Genomic DNA, 18,706 nt, shown 5'->3' on the forward strand with positions numbered 1-18,706 from the left:
ATGATATGCAGAGAAGCAGTGTATTGAGAACCCAGAATGTAAGTAAATATTTCTATAGTCCTGAAAAAACTCAGGTGCTAAAGGAGGTTTGTCTGGACGTTAAAAAAGGAGAGTTCGTTTCCGTTATGGGCAAGTCCGGATGCGGAAAATCGACGTTGCTTTACATCCTTTCCACCATGGATACTGACTATGAAGGGCAATTGTATATAGAAAATGAACTGGTGACCGGGCTGGATGCAAAGATTCTTTCTAGGATCAGAAATGAGAAAATAGGCTTTGTATTCCAGTTTCATTATTTGCTCAACGAATTCTCAGCTTTGGAAAATGTGAAAATCCCCGCCATGAAGCTGGGGAGGTACAGTCCAGAGGAAATCGAACACAGGGTAATGGAGAAACTTAGGATCTTTGGAATGGAAAGCCATGCGCTCAAAAAAGTACATCAACTTTCCGGTGGTCAAAAGCAAAGGGTAGCCATAGCCAGAGCACTGATTAATGATCCCCTAATCATCATGGGGGATGAGCCTACCGGGAATCTGGACAAATCCAATAGCGATATCGTCTTTAATATTTTCAAGGAGCTAGCCACTGAATTTCACCAGACCATGCTTATCGTCACCCACGACGATGAATTTGCCAAAGGGACAGACAGGATTATAGAAATGGAAGACGGTAGGATTATATAATTAGATGTGTTAAGTCATAAAATAAGCCTTTAAGCTTGACGCTCAAAGGCTTTTATTGGTTATCCGTTTCCGGTCTTTTTTATCTGTCTGTTCGAGTATTCGTTCCGTCTACAGGAGTTCTTTCATCTCTGTTGGCCAAATCCCATGAGGTATGGAATATTAATCTGGCTCTTTTGGTCATCAACGGGAATTCGATTTTGTCCACAGTATCCGTGTGCTGGTGATAGTCATCGTGCACGCCGTTGAAGAAGAAGATGACAGGGATATTGTGCTTTGCAAAATTGTAATGATCAGATCTGTAATAGAATCTGTTTGGATCATCCTCAGCATCATATCTGTAGTCGAGTTTCAGGCCAGTGTAAGTGATGTTATTGTATTCATTGATGGTTTTCAAATGGCTTGAAAGCATTTCAGAACCGATCACATACACATAGTCTTGGTCTTCGGCATCCTGGTATTCATAGTCAATTCTTCCCACCATATCGATGTTAATGTTGTTGACGGTGTTTTCCAAGGGGAAAATTGGATTTTCAGCATAGTATTGTGAGCCTAGAAGTCCTTTTTCCTCACCGGTTACGTTTAGGAAAAGGATGCTTCTTCTTGGTCTGTGACCATCTTCGGCAGCCTTGGCAAAAGCCTGGGCGATCTCCATTACGGAAACTGTCCCTGATCCATCATCATCTGCGCCGTTGTTGATTCTTCCTTGGCTGTCGATTCCGATGTGGTCATAGTGTGAAGAAATTACCAAAACCTCCTCTTTTTTATCGGTACCCTCAAGGTAAGCCATCACGTTTTCCGTACCGACCATTTCCTTGTTTTTCTTCACTTGGAAGGTGGCTTTCTGGCTTTTGATTACCGAAGGGTCGTTTTTGGCGGCTTCTTTAAGCTCTTCTACTGAAGAATCAAAAATCTCCGCCATTTTGTTGCTGCTCACCATGAATACCGGCTGCTGCTTGTCTTCGGAGTCAAAACCGAGTCTTCCTCTTCCGGAAAGCGCTTTGTAACGGTTTGCGATACGGTCAAAATTGGCCTGCCCTTCCATGGTTACGATCACGGCACCGGCTGCTCCGGCATCCATGATGTCCTGGATTACGTTTTGAGCTCTTCCGCCGATTGCCCAGATGCCTACCAGTTTATCTTTTACGTCTACTTTTGAGAGGTTTTCTTCATTAGCAAGTCCCAGGAATACAAGGTCTTTCTTTTCAGAACGTCTCATGTTCCCGTCGCCGATAAATACGAAGTCCTCGTTATTAGTCAGTTTCTGGTTGCCTATTTTCAGGGAAATATCGCCCCATTTCACATTGGCAAGTTCGAATTTCTGAAGGTAATCCCCGTCAACAGGACCATCCAAACCGATTTCTTTATAAAAATTAACCAAATACTCGGCGGCCATTTTTTGGCCCTTCTCACCGGTTTCACGGCCTTCCATTTCGTCGGAGGCCAAAAATGTGAGGTATTCTTCCAAGTCTGCTTCAGTGATGGTGGAGGCGTATTTGATCGCCGTCGCATCCTGAGCCGACACCTGCCATGACATCATAAATGCCATAGCGCCTGCCAAAAGATATCTTTTCTTCATACTATTTTGTTGTGCGTGTTGTTTTTTTGAACCTAAAACTAAAAATTTTAATTAGTAGATTAAAATTGAATTCCATGATCGGTCGGCAAAATGGGTATAAATCTTTGGATTTTAAAATCATTATCCATCAATAATTTATACATTTGCACAACCAAAAATACCTTGGATATAACCCAAATCATATAACTTCTATCAGCTGATATGAAAATTAATCTAGATCCCTCAGTTAAATTTGAACACCGGCATAATGGGCCTTCCCAAGCGGATATCGCCCACATGTTGGAGAAAATTGGTGTGTCTTCTGTTGATGAATTAATAGACCAAACCGTGCCTAAGGCCATTAGGTCTGAGCAAAGTCTGCAGCTTCCTGAAGCTAAGTCAGAAGCGGCCTTTTTAAACGAGTTCAAAAAGCTGGCTTCCAAAAACAAAATCTTTAAGTCCTATATCGGATTAGGGTATTATGATACGCTGGTGCCTGGGGTGATTTTGAGAAATGTATTGGAAAATCCAGGATGGTATACCGCCTACACACCTTACCAGGCAGAAATCGCACAGGGCCGTCTTGAGGCGCTGATCAATTTCCAGACAATGGTCATGGACTTGACCGGCATGGAAATGGCCAATGCCTCCCTTTTGGATGAGGGTACGGCTGCCGCCGAAGCGATGACCCTTCTTTATGCTTCCAAAGCAAAATCGAAGAAGAAAGCCACAAAGTTCTTTGTGGACGAAAAGATTTTCCCTCAGACCAAGGATATCCTATTGACCCGTTCGGTGCCGGTAGGCGTTGATTTGGTGATTGGGCCATTGGCTGAGTTGGATCTGACTGATCCGGAATTGTTCGGCTTGATGCTTCAATACCCCAATTCTGACGGGGAGGCAATCAACTATTCTGAATTGGTGGCTTCCGCCAAAGAAAACGATGTGTTGACAGCTTTTGCCGCCGACCTTTTGAGTTTGACACTTTTGACACCTCCGGGTGAAATGGGAGCGGATGTGGTAGTGGGTACTACCCAAAGATTAGGGGTTCCAATGGGTTTTGGTGGTCCTCATGCTGCCTACTTTGCCACTAAGGAAGCCTACAAGCGTCAGATTCCGGGAAGGATTATCGGCGTGTCTGTAGACCGAGATGGAAATAGGGCCTACAGGATGGCGCTTCAGACCAGAGAGCAGCATATCAAAAGAGAAAAAGCTACATCGAATATTTGTACCGCACAGGTATTGCTAGGAGTGATGGCCGGTATGTATGCCGTATATCATGGACCTAAAGGCTTGAAGGAAATTGCCTCCCGAATCCACGGTTTGGCTAAATTGACCGTCCAGGGTCTTGCCGAATTAGGGTTTGTGCAGGAAAACAAGAATTTCTTCGATACCATCAAAATAAAAGTGGACGAAGTTCAACAGGAGAAAATCAGGGCGTTTGCTCTTTCTTCAAAGGTAAACTTCCGATACGAAACCGGGTATATTTTCCTCTCATTTGATGAGGTGAAAACCCTGAAAAACGTTCAGGATATCCTGCACATTTTCGCAAAGTCTACCAATAAAACCGCCATAGACATTCAAGAGAAAGTTGCCGGCCTTGAGTTGGAATTGACAGATAACTTGGAGAGAAAGTCATCCTACTTGGAGCATCCGGTATTCAACCAATACCACTCCGAGCATGAGATGCTTAGATATATCAAGCGCCTTGAGTCAAAGGATTTGAGCTTGACGCATTCCATGATTTCATTGGGCTCCTGTACCATGAAACTGAACGCTACCGCGGAGATGATTCCGGTGACATGGCCTGAATTTGGGCAGATGCACCCGTTTGTTCCCCAGGACCAGGCGGCTGGATACTATGAGATGTTCCAAAACCTGAGAAACTGGTTGAGCGAGATCACAGGGTTTGCCGACACCTCCCTTCAGCCTAACTCTGGCGCTCAGGGTGAATTTGCCGGCCTCATGGTGATCCGAGCTTATCACCAAAGCAGGGGCGACCACCACAGAAATATTGCCCTTATCCCATCTTCAGCCCACGGTACCAACCCTGCATCGGCAGTGATGGCGGGTATGAGTGTGGTGATTGTGAAATGTGACGAAAAAGGAAATATTGATCTGGAAGATTTGAAAGCCAAAGCGGAGAAGTACAAAGACAACCTTTCTTCCCTTTTGGTGACTTACCCATCTACCCACGGTGTGTTTGAAGAGTCTATTCAGGAGATCTGCCAGACCATCCACGACAATGGCGGTCAGGTATACATGGACGGTGCCAACATGAACGCCCAGGTTGGGTTGACCAGTCCAGGGAGAATCGGTGCTGACGTATGTCACCTGAATCTTCACAAAACTTTCTGTATCCCTCATGGTGGAGGTGGACCAGGTATGGGCCCAATCTGTGTGGCTGAGCACCTTGTGCCATTCCTGCCTAGCAACCCGATTGTGAAAACAGGAGGTCAGCAGGCCATCCACGCTATTTCGGCTGCACCTTTCGGAAGTGCGTCCATCCTTCCAATTTCATATGCCTACATTGCAATGATGGGTGGAGACGGACTGACTAACGCTACCAAAATGGCCATCCTTAATGCCAACTACATGAAGGCAAGGCTGGAAGAGCACTACCCGATCCTTTATACTGGAACAAAAGGTAGAGCGGCCCACGAAATGATCTTGGACTGCAGAGCCTTTAAGGAGGTTGGAATCGAAGTAGAGGACATTGCTAAGCGATTGATGGACTATGGATACCATGCCCCAACAGTTTCCTTCCCTGTAGCTGGTACCCTTATGATTGAGCCTACCGAATCTGAGACGGTGTCTGAATTGGACAAGTTCTGTGATGCCATGATTGCTATCAGAGAAGAAATCAAGTCTATCGAAAACGGTACTTTGGATAAGGAAGACAACATGTTGAAAAACGCTCCGCATACAGCTACTTTGGCTTTGGCAGATGAGTGGAACTTCAGCTACAGCAGACAGCAGGCTGTTTATCCATTGGAATTTGTGAAAAACAATAAGTTCTGGCCATCGGTAAGAAGAATCGATTCTGCTTACGGTGACAGAAACTTGATGTGTAGCTGTATCCCGGTGACGGAATATGAGCAAAGCGAGGAAGAAGCGTTGGCATAAGCCATTTAGAGATAAATAATTAAAAGCCTGAAGGATCATTTCTTCAGGCTTTTTTTATTCTTTGGGTAAATAAATGGAAAGCAGTGGGGTAAAGCAAGTTATTGATGTTGATTTGGTCTCAAGGCTGTGAAATGTGTCTTAAGTAGCTTCAAAAAGATGGTAGAAAAAAAGTCCACACCTTCGAAAGATGTGGACCCTGTTCTTTTAGTGAGGCTATTGCGTCACTTTAGACGTTAACATGTCTTTCTGCATGGTAAGAAGACCTTACCAATGGCCCAGATTCTACATATTTTAATCCTCTTTTTAACCCTTCTTCTCTATAATGGTCAAACAAATCAGGATGGATAAACTCGGCTACCTCGATATGCATCTTGGTCGGCTGAAGGTACTGCCCCAATGTCAGGATATCACAGTCATGGGCAACCAGGTCGTCCATCGCCTTATAAACTTCTTCTTGCTTCTCACCCAGCCCAAGCATGATGCCCGTTTTGGTACGCATACCATGGGCTTTGGTGCGCTTGATCTGTTCCAAAGACCTGGCATATTTTGCCTGAGGTCTTACCCTTCTATATAAGCTCTCCACGGTCTCCATGTTGTGGGAAACAACCTCTTGACCACCTTCAATCATACGGAACAAGGCGTCCCAGTTTGATTTGACATCGGGAATCAAGGTTTCTATGGTCGTCTCTGGAGATAGTTTTTTGGTTTCTATTACGGTTTGATACCAGATTTCAGCACCCCGGTCTTTTAATTCATCCCGGTTTACCGATGTAATTACCGCATGCTTGACTTGCATCAGCTTGATGGCCTCGGCTACTCTTCTAGGCTCATCGGTGTCATACTCCGGCGGGCGGCCAGTGGCCACGGCGCAGAATGAGCAAGATCGTGTACATACATTTCCAAGGATCATGAAAGTAGCCGTTCCCGCACCCCAGCATTCTCCCATATTGGGACAGTTGCCGCTTTCACAGATCGTGTGAAGCTTGTGCTCGTCTACTAGTTTTCTGACGTGGGCATATTCTTTTCCTACAGGAAGCTTTACCCTAAGCCAATTTGGTTTTTTTCGCTTGGTTTGCTCCTCGGATATTACTGGTAATTCGATCATCTGTATTGTCTTAGCTTATCGCAAAATTAAGGATAAAGGGCGCAAAACCCAACATCCTTACCTATTTCCTAAACCCATAAAACAGGGTGAAGTACACGGAGTGGAAAAACTGCCTGTTTTCTACCGTAGGCATGATTTCCGGTGTTTTATGAAAACCCTCAAAGAGGTATCCTAGTTCCATTCCGGTGACATTGCTTTTGAAGACTCCAAACTCAAAGGAAAGGGCTGCTTTGGCATGTCCACCTATGGCCAGCTCCGACTCTCCGATGCCTTCAAATATCCTTCCAGGGCCCGTGATTTCAAACCTGCTCCTGACTCTTTCAGGATCATATTGACCTCTGACCGTTTCGGTTCTGCTGGCAAAATATTCCACATAGTAGGGGGCAATTACGCCTATTGAGGGGCCGATGGACGAAAGAATGGAGATCTGTACCCCCTGTTGTGGGGCTTTTTTGAACAGGATTAGCTCCCGACCGTAATGCGGCCTGATGGAGTATAAATAATTTGACTTTCCGAAAATGTAACTGTTGCCAAATGGGGTATTATACCGGACCTCCTTCGGGTTTTTCACATTTACCAGCTCCAAACCATAGAATTGGAAGAGGTCATCGTTGATCCGGTTGCCTATTTTGACACTCACCCCGCCTATTAGCCCACCGTTTGTGTTTTTGTTTACCCCAAAGAGTACTTCCCGGTCATAATCGTAGTCGCCGGCATCTTCTCGCTGGGCAAAGGAAAAATGGCTGAGTCCCAAGAAGAGAAGGATAAAAAGATATTTTGCTGAATTGGCCATGTATTTCTATGGAATTAAACGCTAATTTTGTCGCTTAAGTTATAAACTTTAAATTAAAAGTAACTGTTTATGCCGACTATAAAAAGCTCCTATTTAGGAAATTTGCGTACCACCTCCGAGCATCTCCAATCCGGAAACTCCATTATTACCGATGCCCCCGTTGACAACAATGGCCAGGGGCAGGCCTTTTCCCCCACTGATCTGGTGGCTGCTGCACTAGCCAACTGTATGGTTACTATAATGGGAATCGTAGCCCGGAGGGCTGGGATGGACCTTGATGGTTTGGAATGGGAAACTACCAAAGTGATGCAGTCCGACCCAAGGAAGATTTCGGAAATCCAGGTGGAATTTCACTGGAGCAATGCCCCGGAAGACGCCAAGTTTTTGCAAAAAATAAAAAACGCGGCCAAAACCTGCCCGGTGGCCTTGAGCATTGATCCTGCCATTAAGCAGAACATAAAATTCAACTTTTAAAGAAGAAATTAGTGAGGATTGTGAAGCAATCCTTTCTTTTTTTAATAATATTGTAGCACTCTCCCCCAGGACCTCGTCTAAGTAGAAGTTGGAAAATTACGGCAGTTTGGAGCAACATTTAATCAAGGAAGCAAAGAGCGGAAATGCAGCAGCGATAGAAAAGCTTTACAGGCACTTCTATGGCTATGCTATGAGCGTTGCCCTTCGATATACCAACACCCGTGATGAAGCTTGCGAGGTGGTCAATGATAGTTACCTCAAGGCTTTCAGCAAACTTGACCAATATTCTACCGGCAGCAGCTTTAAGGGCTGGTTTCGAAGAATTATTATCAACACATCCATCGACAATTACCGGAAAAACCAAAAGCACTATGCCGTGCTGGAAATTGACAAAGCCGCTGCGGAGTCGTACGATTCTGATGCCGTGGATGATTTGACCAAAGAGGAAATTTTGGGGATGCTTAGGGAGCTTCCCGATATTTTAAGGATTGTCTTTAATATGTATGAGATAGAAGGCTTTTCACATAAGGAAATTGGGGAGGAACTTGGGTTTCCGAGCAGCTCTTCAAGAACCTATCTGGCGAGAGCCAAGCAGAAATTGAGGGAGAAGTTTATAGTGTTAAATGAAATAAGGGATGAAGGATCAGTTCGATAAAAGACTGGCGGAGAAAATAAAATCCTCCTTCGATGACTATCACGAGGAGGTGGATCCCAGGGAATGGGAGAAGTTTTCTGATGCCTTTTTCGCAAGTGAAAAACCAAAGCGGTTTTTACTTTGGCCTTGGCTAGTGGCCGGTATGGCGGCCGCATGCCTGGCCCTTGGGGTTATCCTTTATCCCCTATTGTATGGAAATGAGGCTGGCCCCCTGGTAGCCGAATGGACTAACCCATCCAGTAAGCCTCCTAAAATCACGGAAGAGTCAGCCATTGAACAAAAAGAAACAGGGGCTGAAGAAAATGTCGGCCAATCAAATACAATAGCTTCACCAAAAGTGGAGAATTTGCAAGAAGCTCGCACGAAAGAATCTTCAGTTATTACAGAAGAACCTCAGCCTAAAATTGTCATCCCGCAGGCCATGGTGGCTCAGGCGGAGGTATCAACCTCGAGTGAACAAATATTTACTCCTAGCACAATTGCGCTTGTACCTGAAGGACTTCCCGAGCTTGGCGGTTTTGAATTGCCATCCAGAACATTGGCCTTTGGAAAGGTAACCGAAAGAAATTTTGGTGGGATGGAGGACAATCTAGCCACAAACCTGATCGTGGCCACAGAAGTAGAGGAAAAGAAAATTAATCCAATAATGACTGAGGAGGATGCCAAGCGAAAGCTTCAGGATTGGTCAATGGCTGATGCCGCTGAAATCGAAAAGAAAAAAGATACTAACCCCATGAGGTTGGGGGTATTGGTGGCTCCGCAATCCAACTCAAACACTTCCATGGGGTTGAATCTTGGGGCAGGAGTGGTGTCTGAAATCCCTTTGAGTAAGAGGCTAAAAGTGGACGTGGGGGTGACATATGCCCGACAGAGCATGATTCCGCAGCAAAACCAGCAACTCATGATGGTCAGTGCCGCCCATTCAGGCAATGATGGTCTAAATCGGAATTCAATGCAAACCATGGCGTTTTCGGCCGCCAGCACCGCTACTCCTAGCCCAAGGAATTATGAATTGAACATAGCCAACTTGGATATTCCGATCAACTTGAAATATAAAGTGATGGACAAACCGCAGGCAGGCCTTTATGTGATCAGTGGGCTTTCCAGCATGGTTTATCTTAACCAGACTACAGTTGAAAGTTATACGCAGCCAAGTTTTGGTTTCGGTCCACAGGGTTCAGCCGCAGACGCGGTGATATCCAATGAACTGACCCCCGAGGGTGGGGAAGGCGGAGTGGACCTTGGCAGGATGCTCAATTTATCTTTTGGCTACGAACATAGCTTGACTAATGGGACCTTTTTGTCCATCGAGCCCTTCTATAAAATGCCTCTTGGAAACATGACCTTCATCGATCAGCAGTTTTCTATCGGAGGCGTCAACTTGAGAATGAATTTCCAATTCAGAAAATAAATAAATTTTACTACATATGAATATGATTTTGAGAACGGCGACCGCCGCGGTGGTTGCCCTGGGTATGAGCGCCTGTCTTAGTCCGATGGAAAATGAGATGGACAAGGTGTGGGAGAGAGATGACACTTTGCTTAAAGCGTACATGGAATCAAACAATATTGAAGCCACCAAAACACAGGTAGGGTATTATTACTCCAAAGAAATAGAGAACGACAATGCACCCCAAATAACTAACAACTCTATCGTGGGGATTTATTATCGAATTAAGACCATTGACGGGAAGGTTATTGATTCGCATACTGCAGAGGATGGTGATCCACTCATCTTCCTGCATGGCGAGGCGGGCATGGTGCCACGCGTTATTAACTTTGCCTCAGGTTTGGCGAGTGAGGGTGAGGTCCTGAATATTTACGCTCCCTCCCAGTTGGGGTATGGGGAGTATCAATATCAGCAATTGATTTTGGCCAGCAGCAACTTGGATATCCGTGTGGAGTATGCAAAAGTGTATACTAAGGAAGAGCTTGCTGAAATTGAGGACCAGCGTATTCAGGATTACCTTGCGTCCAATTCCATTGAAGGATTTGAGCGGCAGGAGAATGGTGCCTATATCAAGGTTTACGAAGAAGGGGATGCTGACAGCCTTAGGGTGAAGTCAGGTGACCGGGTGGTGGTCAATTACAAGATTTATGAATTGAGTGAGAAGGAGCCGTTTGGCAAAGGTGAAGCGGAGAATGGCAGCTTTGGCTACCGTGTCGGGGTGCCGGACAACCTGAAGTTTTTGGACCAGAGCGTTTTGGGCTTTACCACAAATTCCCATGTTGAAATCATAGCCCCGTCTCACTTGGCCTATGGTGCAAGCACCCAAGTAATCCCGCAAGTTATAAGAGAGGACCTATTCAAAAGGGAATTGATAATGGATAGAGTAAGGCCTTTTGAGCCCATCCGATTTAATACTATAATCAAAAAGGTGGAAAGAAATTGATTTTTGCCAACCCTGTCAAGATCCCCGGTCATTATAGATCGGGGATTTTTTGTTTTATGCCAAGCATGCTGAAACAGGCTAATTTTTAATTAAGTTTGTATAGAGGTTAATCCGATTATAAGGGTTGGCCTGTGCGGAGAAAAATCACGTGGTATTTTGTGCCAGATTAGAAATATAAACCCGAATTAACATGAGTTACCTATTTGAAACATTCAAGGGCTGGAAGGCCTATTGTGAGGAAAAGGATGTTCCTTTATATCAACCTGTGCTGGAGTATGAGGTAGACCAAAAGGGCAAAGAAGAAGGGGCGATCCGGGAAGGAATCCTGAGGGCTTATCGAGTGATGCGGGAAGCCGTAGAAACGGGACTCAAAGAGGATATGACCAGTAGGTCTGGAATGATCAACAATGGGGCTAAAAAGGTCTATAACCATAAGTTGAGTGTTCTTTCGCCGGAGTTTCAAAAGTTAATTTCCCGTGCCTTGGCCGCTAAGGAGGTCAATAGCTGCATGGGTAGAGTTGTGGCCGCGCCTACTGCAGGGGCATCCGGGATTCTGCCTGGAACGCTTTACACCCTTCAGGAAATCCATGATTTACCGGATGAATCCATCGTGGAGGGGCTTTTGGTTGGTGCTGGGATTGCCTTGATCATCGAGCAGAATGCGAGTTTGGCTGGGGCCGTGGGAGGCTGTCAGGCCGAGACCGGTTCTGCAGCGGCAATGGCCTCCGGAGCGATGGTGTATTGCCTGGGCGGCAGCATTGAGCAGGTTTTCAATGCCGTTGGCATCACCATTCAGTGTATGCTTGGTTTGGTGTGTGACCCTGTGGCTGGATTGGTAGAGATCCCCTGTGTGGTGAGAAATGCCAGTGCCGCGGCCATTGCCAACAGTTCTGCTCAGATTGCATTGGCTGATGTGGATGCCGTGATCCCTGTGGATGAATGTGTAGAGGCCATGGGGGAAATCGGGGCCAGTATGGAGAATAAGTATAAGGAAACCGCGCTAGGCGGCCTAGCAGCAACTCTTACAGGGCAGCAGATTGCCAAGCGAGTGTTGATTCAAGATATTGAAATTCTTCCTGATGAAGAACTGCCTGAGTAAGAAAAGGCTGTAACACCGGGATTTTTAAAAGCAGGTCTATACATGAAGAAAACATCAAGGCCCAAAAAATGCTGCTAACCAACATATAGGTGAAGATTTTTTCTTTTTTGACTCCAAAGGAATTCATGATGATGGTTCCGCCGATGGGAGTGAGCACCAGGGGGGTGATGGCAGCTACCCCAATGGCACCAAAATTCCGCCATACCTTGACTACCCTTCTGCTGTTTTTGGTGAAGATTTTTCGTTTGGGCTTGAATACCTGCTGATACCTGATGCGTAATCTTTGCCCAATGTAGGTAAATCCGATCACACTGCTCATCATGCCCAATACGGTAACAAATACTATTTCAACTATAGAAAAACCCGCTGCGGTGCCTAAAATAGGCCCTGCGATAAATTTGAAAAGGCAGAAAGAGTAGATAGTTAAAAAAGTCAGGATGTACTCAATCATAACAATAGATAAATGTATAGGCCATACCCACCGGCCAATAGGCCTCCTTCCCAACGGGAAATCCTGAGTTTTGTCAAAATAATGGGCAATAAGATAATCGTAAACCCAAGCATCCAGATGAAGTCATTCTGAAGGAATATTTGGGATACCTGAATAGGGCTGACTATGGCTGTGATACCCACAATAGCCAGGATATTCATTAGGTTGCTACCCAAGATGTTGCCCAAGGCAATATCGGTATGCTTTTTCAGGGCGGCCATCACGGAAGTCACCAATTCTGGAAGGCTGGTGCCCATGGCGATGATGGTCACACCTATTACCCGATCGCTGATCCCAAAGGTTTGGGCAATCACAATGCTGTTTTCAATAAACAAATCTGAACCCCAATAGAGGCCGGCAATACCAAGTATTATTAAAGCGATAGATTTCCAAATAGGTGTTTTCTTGATTTTGACCATGTCCAAATCTTCAGGATCATCTGGGATTCTTTCTATTTTTTTGAAAAAGTAAAAGTTGATCAGTATCAGCAGTGTCACCAGTATAATTCCCTCCATTAATGAAATGACACCATTGATGGCCAAAAGGTAAAAGAGAATGCTTACCACCAAGGTGAAGACATAATCCAGCTTGATTACCGACTTAGGAAGGGAAATGGGGAAAATAACGGCACTGACTCCTAGGACTAGGGATATGTTGGAAATGTTGGAACCAATTACGTTTCCTAGGGCTATATCGCTGTTTCCCTTAAGGGCCGCGGATACGCTTACCAGAAGTTCAGGTGCGGACGTGCCAAAAGACACTACCGTCAAACCGATCAGCCCGGGGCTGAGGCCGAGCTTACCGGCAATGGCAGAAGCGCCATCCACCAAGTATTTGCCTCCCATTAACAGAATGAGAAGTCCGACCAGTAAAAATAGATAAACCATGCTTAAAGTTTTTGTCCAAAGGCTAAGTCACCTGCATCTCCCAGTCCGGGCACGATGTAGGATTTTTCATTCAACCTTTCATCCAAGGCGCAAAGCCAGAACTCATGGGGTAAGTCCAAGTTGTTTTTGACATGCTCAATGCCCTCTGGAGCTGCGATAGCAGAGATGATGTGAAGTTTTTTTGGGGTGCCGTTTACCAATAGATGTTTGATACTGGTAAGAAGGGAACCGCCTGTTGCCAGCATGGGGTCTACAATGAGTACCTCTTTGCCTTCGATCGAGGGTGCTGCAAGATAATCAAGGTCAATTTCCAGGTCTTGACCTTCCGCTTCCCTACGGTAGGCTCCTATGAAGCCGCTATCGGCATCATCGAAGTAGTTGATAAACCCCTGGTAGAAAGGAATGGCTGCCCTCATGACCGAAATCACTACAGGGTTATCCGTTAGTCTTTTCACTTCCGTTTGTGCAAGGGGAGTGGTGATGGTGTGTGATTCAAAAGTGAGGCTTTTGGATACCTCATAAGCCATGATTTCCCCCAAGCGCTCCAAGTTACGTCGAAAGCGCATCCTGTCCTGCTGTCTGTCAATATTTCGGAGATCCGCCAAAAACTGGTTGGCGATAGAGGTGGTCTGGTTTAATATAAACATGGATTACTAAAGTTTTGAGCAAAAAAAACCCGATCTGCAAAGATCGGGTTTAATTTTCTTATTTCAATAGCTTATTGAACTTCGAAGCTTACTCTTCTTGCCAATTGACGAGCATCAGCAGATCTCTTGTCTACGCTTGTGTCTTCGCCATAGCCTTTGTAAGTCAATCTTGAAGAATCAACACCTGAAGCAACCAATAGGTCGTATACAGCTTTAGCTCTTCTTTCAGATAGTCTCTGGTTGTAGTTTTCTGGACCTAATTCGTCAGCATAACCTTTCAACTCAACGTTAACACCTGGGTTTCTCTTCATGAAGTTAGCTACATAGTTAGCAGCAGAAGAAGAGTATCCTAGTGGCTTAGCGCTGTCAAATGCAAAGTATACGTTCACATAACCGTCGTTGATAGCTTGCTTGAAGAAGTCAGTTTCTCTGTCTTCGTCATCTTCAACTGGACATCCTTGGTTAGAAGCAGGACCAGGTACAAATGGACACTCATCCAAGTGATCAGGAATACCGTCACCGTCAGAATCCAAAGTTCTACCGAAAGCATCTACTCTAGCACCAGCTGGAGTGTTAGGCTCCTTGTCTAGGTAGTCAGGGATACCGTCGCCGTCAGAGTCTTTCAACATGTCTCTGATTTCACCGATTTGAGTAGCCAATTCTTCCTTAGTAGCATACTTGTCCTCAGCTACATACCAGTCAGCATGTGTAGAGTTTCCACCTAGGTAGAAAGAAAGACCCAAGGTACCAGTCCACCAAGTAGCTTTTGGTCCGTAATAGCTGAAGTGCTCAGGAGTGATTGCAGAAGCACCATCGAAAGCCACATCTTGACGACCGTTTGCGATAGCAGTGATGTCACCGTTAAGGGCAATTCTGTCGCTCAATCTGATTTGACCGGTGATACCTGCCATCAAGTTGTAAACGTTGTCCTGGAAGTCAGCGTGTAGGTTTTGCTGAGGAGTAATTCTACCGATACCAGCACCGGCGTGACCCAATAGGTTGAATCTTCTGGAGAAAGTCTCCCAGTTCATCATTCTACCTAGGTTTACCACACCTTGAAGGTTCAATCTGTAGTAATTCGTTTCAAACTCAGGGTTGTTGTCCTGGCTTGCTTCAGCGAATCTTCCGAAACCGTAATCCAGTTTCGCACCAAATTTCTCATTGAACATGTATCTGACGCCTACGTCACCATGTCCAAGATTAACGATAGGAGAATAGAAGCCTGGCGTCATTGGCGTCATAGCTTTATTGAACCCACCGTTCACATCGATCGACCACTTGTTGAAGTCGTCCTGGGCATTAGCTCCAACTGCTAAGGCACCAGCCATTAATGTAGATAGTAATAACTTTTTCATGATAAAAAATTTTTTTCCAAAATTAAGTGTTTAATTGATTTAATTCCAAACTTGTTTACTTGTAACTGTATGCAAATGTAAATTTTTTATTTAGAACGTAAAACTTTCTAGGAAATGTTTTTTACGTAGGTTTGTGATAAGTTTTTGAAAATGATTTGGTCATAAATAATGCCAATATGGGAATTTTAAGGGATTTGCTCCAAATTCAAGGGGTTTCAGGGGAAGAATCTACCATTTCTAAGTTCATTTTAAGTTGGGTATCTCAACGAAAAGGAAACTGGAAGGTTTCACCAGAAATATACTATGGGGACGAATTGCAGGACTGTATTGTCCTGAAATTTGGAAAACCCCGCACCGCCGTATTTGCCCATATGGACACTATTGGGTTTACGGTTAGATATGAAAATCAATTAGTTACTGTCGGTGGGCCAGAGGCTGAAGACGGGTTTGAACTTGTGGGGGAAGATATTTTTGGTCCCATTGAGTGCAAAATAAAAAAAAATAATGGGCAGCTATTTTATGACTTCCCCAGAGGTATCCAAAGGGGAACAAGCCTCTCTTTCAAGCAAAATGTCCGGATAGATGAAAAATTTATCCAAGCCGCCTATCTCGATAATAGGCTGGGAGTGTATAATGCCATGAAACTTTGCGAAACCCTGGAAGATGGGGTGGTGGTCTTCTCCACTTATGAGGAACACCACGGCGGCAGTATGCCTTTTCTCCTACGCTTTATATATGAGAAGTGGCAGATCCGACAATCGTTGATTTCCGATATTACTTGGGTGACCGAGGGAGTGCGCCACCATGAGGGGGTAGCCATATCTTTGAGGGACCGTAATATTCCCCGAAAGGCCTATGTGGATAGGATTGTGGCTTTGGCCTCTGAAAGTGGTATACCATTCCAGTTGGAAGTAGAGGGAATGGGCAGCAGTGATGGCCGGGAGGTGCAGATGAGTCCCTATGCGATGGATTGGTGTTTTATTGGAGCTCCAGAAGACAATGTGCACTCGCCAGATGAAAAAGTCTCCCTCCATGACCTGGACTGCATGCTTAAGATGTACCAGTATTTGATGAAGCACCTTTAAATGTATGCTGGTTTAGCAAATTTTATGTCGGGGGGGTAGCATTTTTTTATATATTTGTGTCGCCCTGTCCTAGGGCATTTTTAATTAAGATATGGTAGAAGTTAAAGATAAGCAGTTTGTTCCCTACCTATCCGAAGCTGAACTGTCGCAACGGATTGCCACTCTGGGTGCAAAAATAAATAATGATTTTCAGGGAAAAGAGCCGGTTTTGCTGGGGATACTCAATGGAGCCTTTATGTTTCTTTCCGATTTGGCGAAAGCCATCGACATACCTGTAGAAATACAGTTTATTAAGGTGGCTTCCTATGAGGCCACCGCATCCACCGGGCAGGTGAAAAACCTGATTGGCCTAAATGTTGATTTGGAAGGCAGAGACGTGATTGTGGTGGAGGATATTGTCGATACGGGTTTGAGCATGAAGCATATTTTGGGTCTTGTTGCTGAGCACAATCCGGGAAAAATAGCCATTGCCACCCTGTTGCTGAAGCCTGAGGCCTTGATAGAACCCTTGGACATAGATTATGTGGGGTTTGAAATCCCCAATAAATTTGTGGTCGGGTACGGCCTTGATTATGATGGGCTGGGCAGGAACCTGAAGGAGATTTACCAATTGAAGGAATAATTATTAAATAAAAATATTGATCGCTACATAATTTTGTTGTTATGCTAAACATAGTCTTATTCGGCCCTCCAGGTGCAGGAAAAGGTACTCAAAGTGAAAAATTGATTGCCAAGTACAAATTGACCCACCTTTCCACCGGGGATCTTTTTAGGGCACACCTCGGTCAGGGTACCGATCTTGGCCAGTTGGCCAGAAAATATATGGATGAAGGCCGTCTGGTGCCTGATGAAGTGGTCATCGGGATGGTGGATGATAAGATCAAAAACACCCAAGACAGCAATGGCTTTATTTTCGACGGTTTTCCGCGTACAGTAGCTCAGGCAAGGGCTCTGGACCTTTTGTTGGAGGAAAAAAACATGTCTATCTCGGGAATGATTGCATTGGATGTGCCTGAAGAGGTGCTCAAGGAAAGAATCCGTGAAAGAGGCAAAACCTCAGGAAGAGTGGATGATCAGGATGAGGAAAAGATCAAAACGCGGATTCAGGTATATTTGGATGAGACCATTCCCGTTGCCACCTATTACAAGGGTCAGGAGAAACTCACCAAGATCCACGGGGTGGGAGCGATAGATGAGATCTTTGCCAACATCTGTGAAGTTATTGATTCTTATTAATCGACGAAATTTTCATAACTTTGTAACCCAATTGGCTAAGCTGTATTGCTTGGCCAATTTTGTTTTATAAAAATCATAGAAACTGTGGCGGATTCCAATTTTATAGATTATGTGAAGTTTTGTTCCAGGTCGGGAGCAGGAGGTTCAGGCTCTGTTCATTTCAGAAGAGAGAAGCACGTGCCCAAGGGCGGTCCTGATGGTGGTGATGGTGGCCGTGGTGGAAACATTATATTAAGAGGCAATGCCCAGCACTGGACGTTGCTCCATCTTAAATATAAAAAGCACGTGATCGCCGAAGCAGGAAAAGGCGGTGAGGGTGGCAGAAGAAAGGGTGCCGACGGAAAGGATATTATACTGGAGGTGCCACTGGGTACTGTGGCCAAAGATGCCGAAACCATGGAAGTCCGATGTGAAATCACCGAAGACGGGCAAGAAGTTGTCCTGACCCGAGGTGGCAGAGGAGGGCTAGGAAATGACCACTTTAAATCTGCAACCAACCAAGCCCCGCATTATGCACAGCCGGGAGAGGAAGGGATTGAAGAATGGATCATTTTGGAACTAAAACTGCTGGCTGATGTTGGGTTGGTTGGATTTCCAAACGCCGGAAAATCCACTTTGCTATCCAGTATCTCGGCAGCCAAGCCTGAAATTGGAGATTATCCCTTCACTACCCTTGTGCCAAATCTTGGTGTGGTGGGATATAGGGATGACAAGTCATTTGTGATGGCGGACATTCCGGGGATTATCGAAGGTGCTGCCGAAGGACGTGGTTTGGGTATTAGATTCCTGCGCCATATTGAAAGAAACTCCATTCTTTTGTTTATGGTGCCTGCTGATGCTGACAATATTAAAAAGGAGTATGAGATACTCTTGAACGAGCTCAAGAAATACAATCCGGAGCTGCTGGATAAAAACAGGCTTTTGGCTATATCCAAGGCTGACATGCTTGACGAAGAATTGATGACGGAGATGAAAAAGGAATTGCCGGAAAATGTGCCAACCCTTTTCATTTCATCGGTTTCCCAATACAATTTGGACAAATTGAAAGACATGATCTGGCAAGAAATTAATTCGTAATGCCAGTTTGTCAGTTTTAAGGGAATGGCAAACATATTGAGTTTTATCA

At 45.0% G+C, this 18,706-nt stretch carries 18 protein-coding genes; 11 read left to right on the plus strand and 7 right to left on the minus strand.

The annotated features are described in order from the left end of the window. Positions 1-5 precede the first annotated feature (5 nt). Positions 6-683 carry an ABC transporter ATP-binding protein gene (locus tag KIH41_RS06755; protein ID WP_214161955.1) on the plus strand — a complete coding sequence of 226 codons (678 nt, stop codon included), beginning with the start codon at positions 6-8 and terminating at the stop codon, positions 681-683. 79 nt (positions 684-762) lie between these two features. On the opposite strand, the gene KIH41_RS06760 is transcribed toward KIH41_RS06755, so the two are convergent. Beyond that, on the minus strand, positions 763-2,259 hold the full coding sequence (locus tag KIH41_RS06760) for a M28 family peptidase (RefSeq protein WP_214161956.1): 1,497 nt from the start codon (positions 2,257-2,259) through the stop codon (positions 763-765). Positions 2,260-2,460: 201 nt separating this feature from the next. Between KIH41_RS06760 and gcvP the strand changes: the two genes are divergently transcribed. Continuing rightward, the gene (gene gcvP, locus KIH41_RS06765; protein WP_214161957.1) at positions 2,461-5,361 is read left to right on the plus strand and encodes an aminomethyl-transferring glycine dehydrogenase; all 2,901 of its coding nucleotides are present in this window, start codon (positions 2,461-2,463) and stop codon (positions 5,359-5,361) included. A gap of 226 nt (positions 5,362-5,587) precedes the next feature. On the opposite strand, the gene lipA is transcribed toward gcvP, so the two are convergent. Beyond that, positions 5,588-6,466: a lipoyl synthase gene (lipA, locus tag KIH41_RS06770; protein WP_214161958.1), complete on the minus strand. Its 879-nt coding sequence runs from the start codon at positions 6,464-6,466 to the stop codon at positions 5,588-5,590. 61 nt (positions 6,467-6,527) lie between these two features. After that, on the minus strand, positions 6,528-7,259 hold the full coding sequence (locus KIH41_RS06775) for a hypothetical protein (RefSeq protein WP_214161959.1): 732 nt from the start codon (positions 7,257-7,259) through the stop codon (positions 6,528-6,530). Between the two features lie 69 nt (positions 7,260-7,328). On the opposite strand from KIH41_RS06775, the gene KIH41_RS06780 reads away from it, so the two are divergent. The 5 genes from KIH41_RS06780 to sdaAA all read left to right on the plus strand — a co-directional run bounded on the left by KIH41_RS06780 (position 7,329) and on the right by sdaAA (position 11,880). Next, complete coding sequence (locus KIH41_RS06780) at positions 7,329-7,733, plus strand: OsmC family protein (protein WP_214161960.1); 405 nt, start codon at positions 7,329-7,331, stop codon at positions 7,731-7,733. A 106-nt stretch (positions 7,734-7,839) separates the two neighbouring features. Beyond that, positions 7,840-8,388, plus strand: coding sequence for an RNA polymerase sigma factor (locus tag KIH41_RS06785; protein ID WP_213943367.1), 549 nt, complete (start codon positions 7,840-7,842; stop codon positions 8,386-8,388). Continuing rightward, positions 8,369-9,799, plus strand: coding sequence for an outer membrane beta-barrel protein (locus tag KIH41_RS06790; RefSeq protein WP_214161961.1), 1,431 nt, complete (start codon positions 8,369-8,371; stop codon positions 9,797-9,799). The genes KIH41_RS06785 and KIH41_RS06790 overlap by 20 nt, the downstream gene beginning before the upstream one ends. Before the next feature lie 16 nt (positions 9,800-9,815). After that, the gene (locus KIH41_RS06795; RefSeq protein WP_214161962.1) at positions 9,816-10,781 is read left to right on the plus strand and encodes an FKBP-type peptidyl-prolyl cis-trans isomerase; all 966 of its coding nucleotides are present in this window, start codon (positions 9,816-9,818) and stop codon (positions 10,779-10,781) included. Positions 10,782-10,971: 190 nt separating this feature from the next. Continuing rightward, on the plus strand, positions 10,972-11,880 hold the full coding sequence (gene sdaAA / locus KIH41_RS06800) for an L-serine ammonia-lyase, iron-sulfur-dependent, subunit alpha (RefSeq protein ID WP_213943370.1): 909 nt from the start codon (positions 10,972-10,974) through the stop codon (positions 11,878-11,880). Here the strand turns inward: sdaAA and KIH41_RS06805 are convergent. The 4 genes from KIH41_RS06805 to KIH41_RS06820 form a co-directional block, all read right to left on the minus strand. Continuing rightward, positions 11,804-12,331 carry a hypothetical protein gene (locus KIH41_RS06805; protein WP_246535237.1) on the minus strand — a complete coding sequence of 176 codons (528 nt, stop codon included), beginning with the start codon at positions 12,329-12,331 and terminating at the stop codon, positions 11,804-11,806. The genes sdaAA and KIH41_RS06805 overlap by 77 nt on opposite strands. Next, positions 12,328-13,257, minus strand: coding sequence for a calcium/sodium antiporter (locus tag KIH41_RS06810; protein ID WP_214161963.1), 930 nt, complete (start codon positions 13,255-13,257; stop codon positions 12,328-12,330). Before KIH41_RS06810 ends, KIH41_RS06805 begins: the two co-directional genes overlap by 4 nt. Positions 13,258-13,259: 2 nt before the next feature. After that, entirely contained in the window at positions 13,260-13,904 is a 645-nt protein-coding gene (upp, locus tag KIH41_RS06815) for a uracil phosphoribosyltransferase (protein ID WP_213943372.1), read from the minus strand. A 71-nt stretch (positions 13,905-13,975) separates the two neighbouring features. After that, entirely contained in the window at positions 13,976-15,259 is a 1,284-nt protein-coding gene (locus KIH41_RS06820; RefSeq protein WP_213943373.1) for an OmpA family protein, read from the minus strand. Between the two features lie 176 nt (positions 15,260-15,435). Between KIH41_RS06820 and KIH41_RS06825 the strand changes: the two genes are divergently transcribed. From KIH41_RS06825 to obgE, 4 genes are all read left to right on the plus strand, one after another. After that, entirely contained in the window at positions 15,436-16,344 is a 909-nt protein-coding gene (locus KIH41_RS06825) for a M20/M25/M40 family metallo-hydrolase (protein WP_213943374.1), read from the plus strand. A 91-nt stretch (positions 16,345-16,435) separates the two neighbouring features. After that, complete coding sequence (hpt, locus tag KIH41_RS06830; RefSeq protein WP_213943375.1) at positions 16,436-16,966, plus strand: hypoxanthine phosphoribosyltransferase; 531 nt, start codon at positions 16,436-16,438, stop codon at positions 16,964-16,966. 41 nt (positions 16,967-17,007) lie between these two features. After that, entirely contained in the window at positions 17,008-17,580 is a 573-nt protein-coding gene (locus KIH41_RS06835; RefSeq protein WP_214161964.1) for an adenylate kinase, read from the plus strand. An 84-nt stretch (positions 17,581-17,664) separates the two neighbouring features. Continuing rightward, entirely contained in the window at positions 17,665-18,657 is a 993-nt protein-coding gene (gene obgE / locus KIH41_RS06840; RefSeq protein WP_213943377.1) for a GTPase ObgE, read from the plus strand. Positions 18,658-18,706: the final 49 nt, after the last annotated feature.

The organism is Litoribacter ruber, from assembly GCF_018500185.1.
In the GTDB taxonomy this organism is placed as follows: domain Bacteria; phylum Bacteroidota; class Bacteroidia; order Cytophagales; family Cyclobacteriaceae; genus Litoribacter; species Litoribacter ruber.

What these genes read in the sequence shown, in the direction of transcription:
- sdaAA (WP_213943370.1), top strand. Translation starts at nt 10,972, where the DNA reads ATGAGTTACCTATTTGAAACATTCAAGGGCTGGAAGGCCTATTGTGAG.
- KIH41_RS06825 (WP_213943374.1), top strand. Translation starts at nt 15,436, where the DNA reads ATGGGAATTTTAAGGGATTTGCTCCAAATTCAAGGGGTTTCAGGGGAA.
- KIH41_RS06835 (WP_214161964.1), top strand. Translation starts at nt 17,008, where the DNA reads ATGCTAAACATAGTCTTATTCGGCCCTCCAGGTGCAGGAAAAGGTACT.
- KIH41_RS06790 (WP_214161961.1), top strand. Translation starts at nt 8,369, where the DNA reads ATGAAGGATCAGTTCGATAAAAGACTGGCGGAGAAAATAAAATCCTCC.
- KIH41_RS06760 (WP_214161956.1), bottom strand. Translation starts at nt 2,259, where the DNA reads ATGAAGAAAAGATATCTTTTGGCAGGCGCTATGGCATTTATGATGTCA.
- lipA (WP_214161958.1), bottom strand. Translation starts at nt 6,466, where the DNA reads ATGATCGAATTACCAGTAATATCCGAGGAGCAAACCAAGCGAAAAAAA.
- KIH41_RS06805 (WP_246535237.1), bottom strand. Translation starts at nt 12,331, where the DNA reads ATGATTGAGTACATCCTGACTTTTTTAACTATCTACTCTTTCTGCCTT.
- upp (WP_213943372.1), bottom strand. Translation starts at nt 13,904, where the DNA reads ATGTTTATATTAAACCAGACCACCTCTATCGCCAACCAGTTTTTGGCG.
- KIH41_RS06810 (WP_214161963.1), bottom strand. Translation starts at nt 13,257, where the DNA reads ATGGTTTATCTATTTTTACTGGTCGGACTTCTCATTCTGTTAATGGGA.
- hpt (WP_213943375.1), top strand. Translation starts at nt 16,436, where the DNA reads ATGGTAGAAGTTAAAGATAAGCAGTTTGTTCCCTACCTATCCGAAGCT.
- KIH41_RS06820 (WP_213943373.1), bottom strand. Translation starts at nt 15,259, where the DNA reads ATGAAAAAGTTATTACTATCTACATTAATGGCTGGTGCCTTAGCAGTT.
- KIH41_RS06795 (WP_214161962.1), top strand. Translation starts at nt 9,816, where the DNA reads ATGAATATGATTTTGAGAACGGCGACCGCCGCGGTGGTTGCCCTGGGT.
- KIH41_RS06780 (WP_214161960.1), top strand. Translation starts at nt 7,329, where the DNA reads ATGCCGACTATAAAAAGCTCCTATTTAGGAAATTTGCGTACCACCTCC.
- gcvP (WP_214161957.1), top strand. Translation starts at nt 2,461, where the DNA reads ATGAAAATTAATCTAGATCCCTCAGTTAAATTTGAACACCGGCATAAT.
- KIH41_RS06775 (WP_214161959.1), bottom strand. Translation starts at nt 7,259, where the DNA reads ATGGCCAATTCAGCAAAATATCTTTTTATCCTTCTCTTCTTGGGACTC.
- KIH41_RS06755 (WP_214161955.1), top strand. Translation starts at nt 6, where the DNA reads ATGCAGAGAAGCAGTGTATTGAGAACCCAGAATGTAAGTAAATATTTC.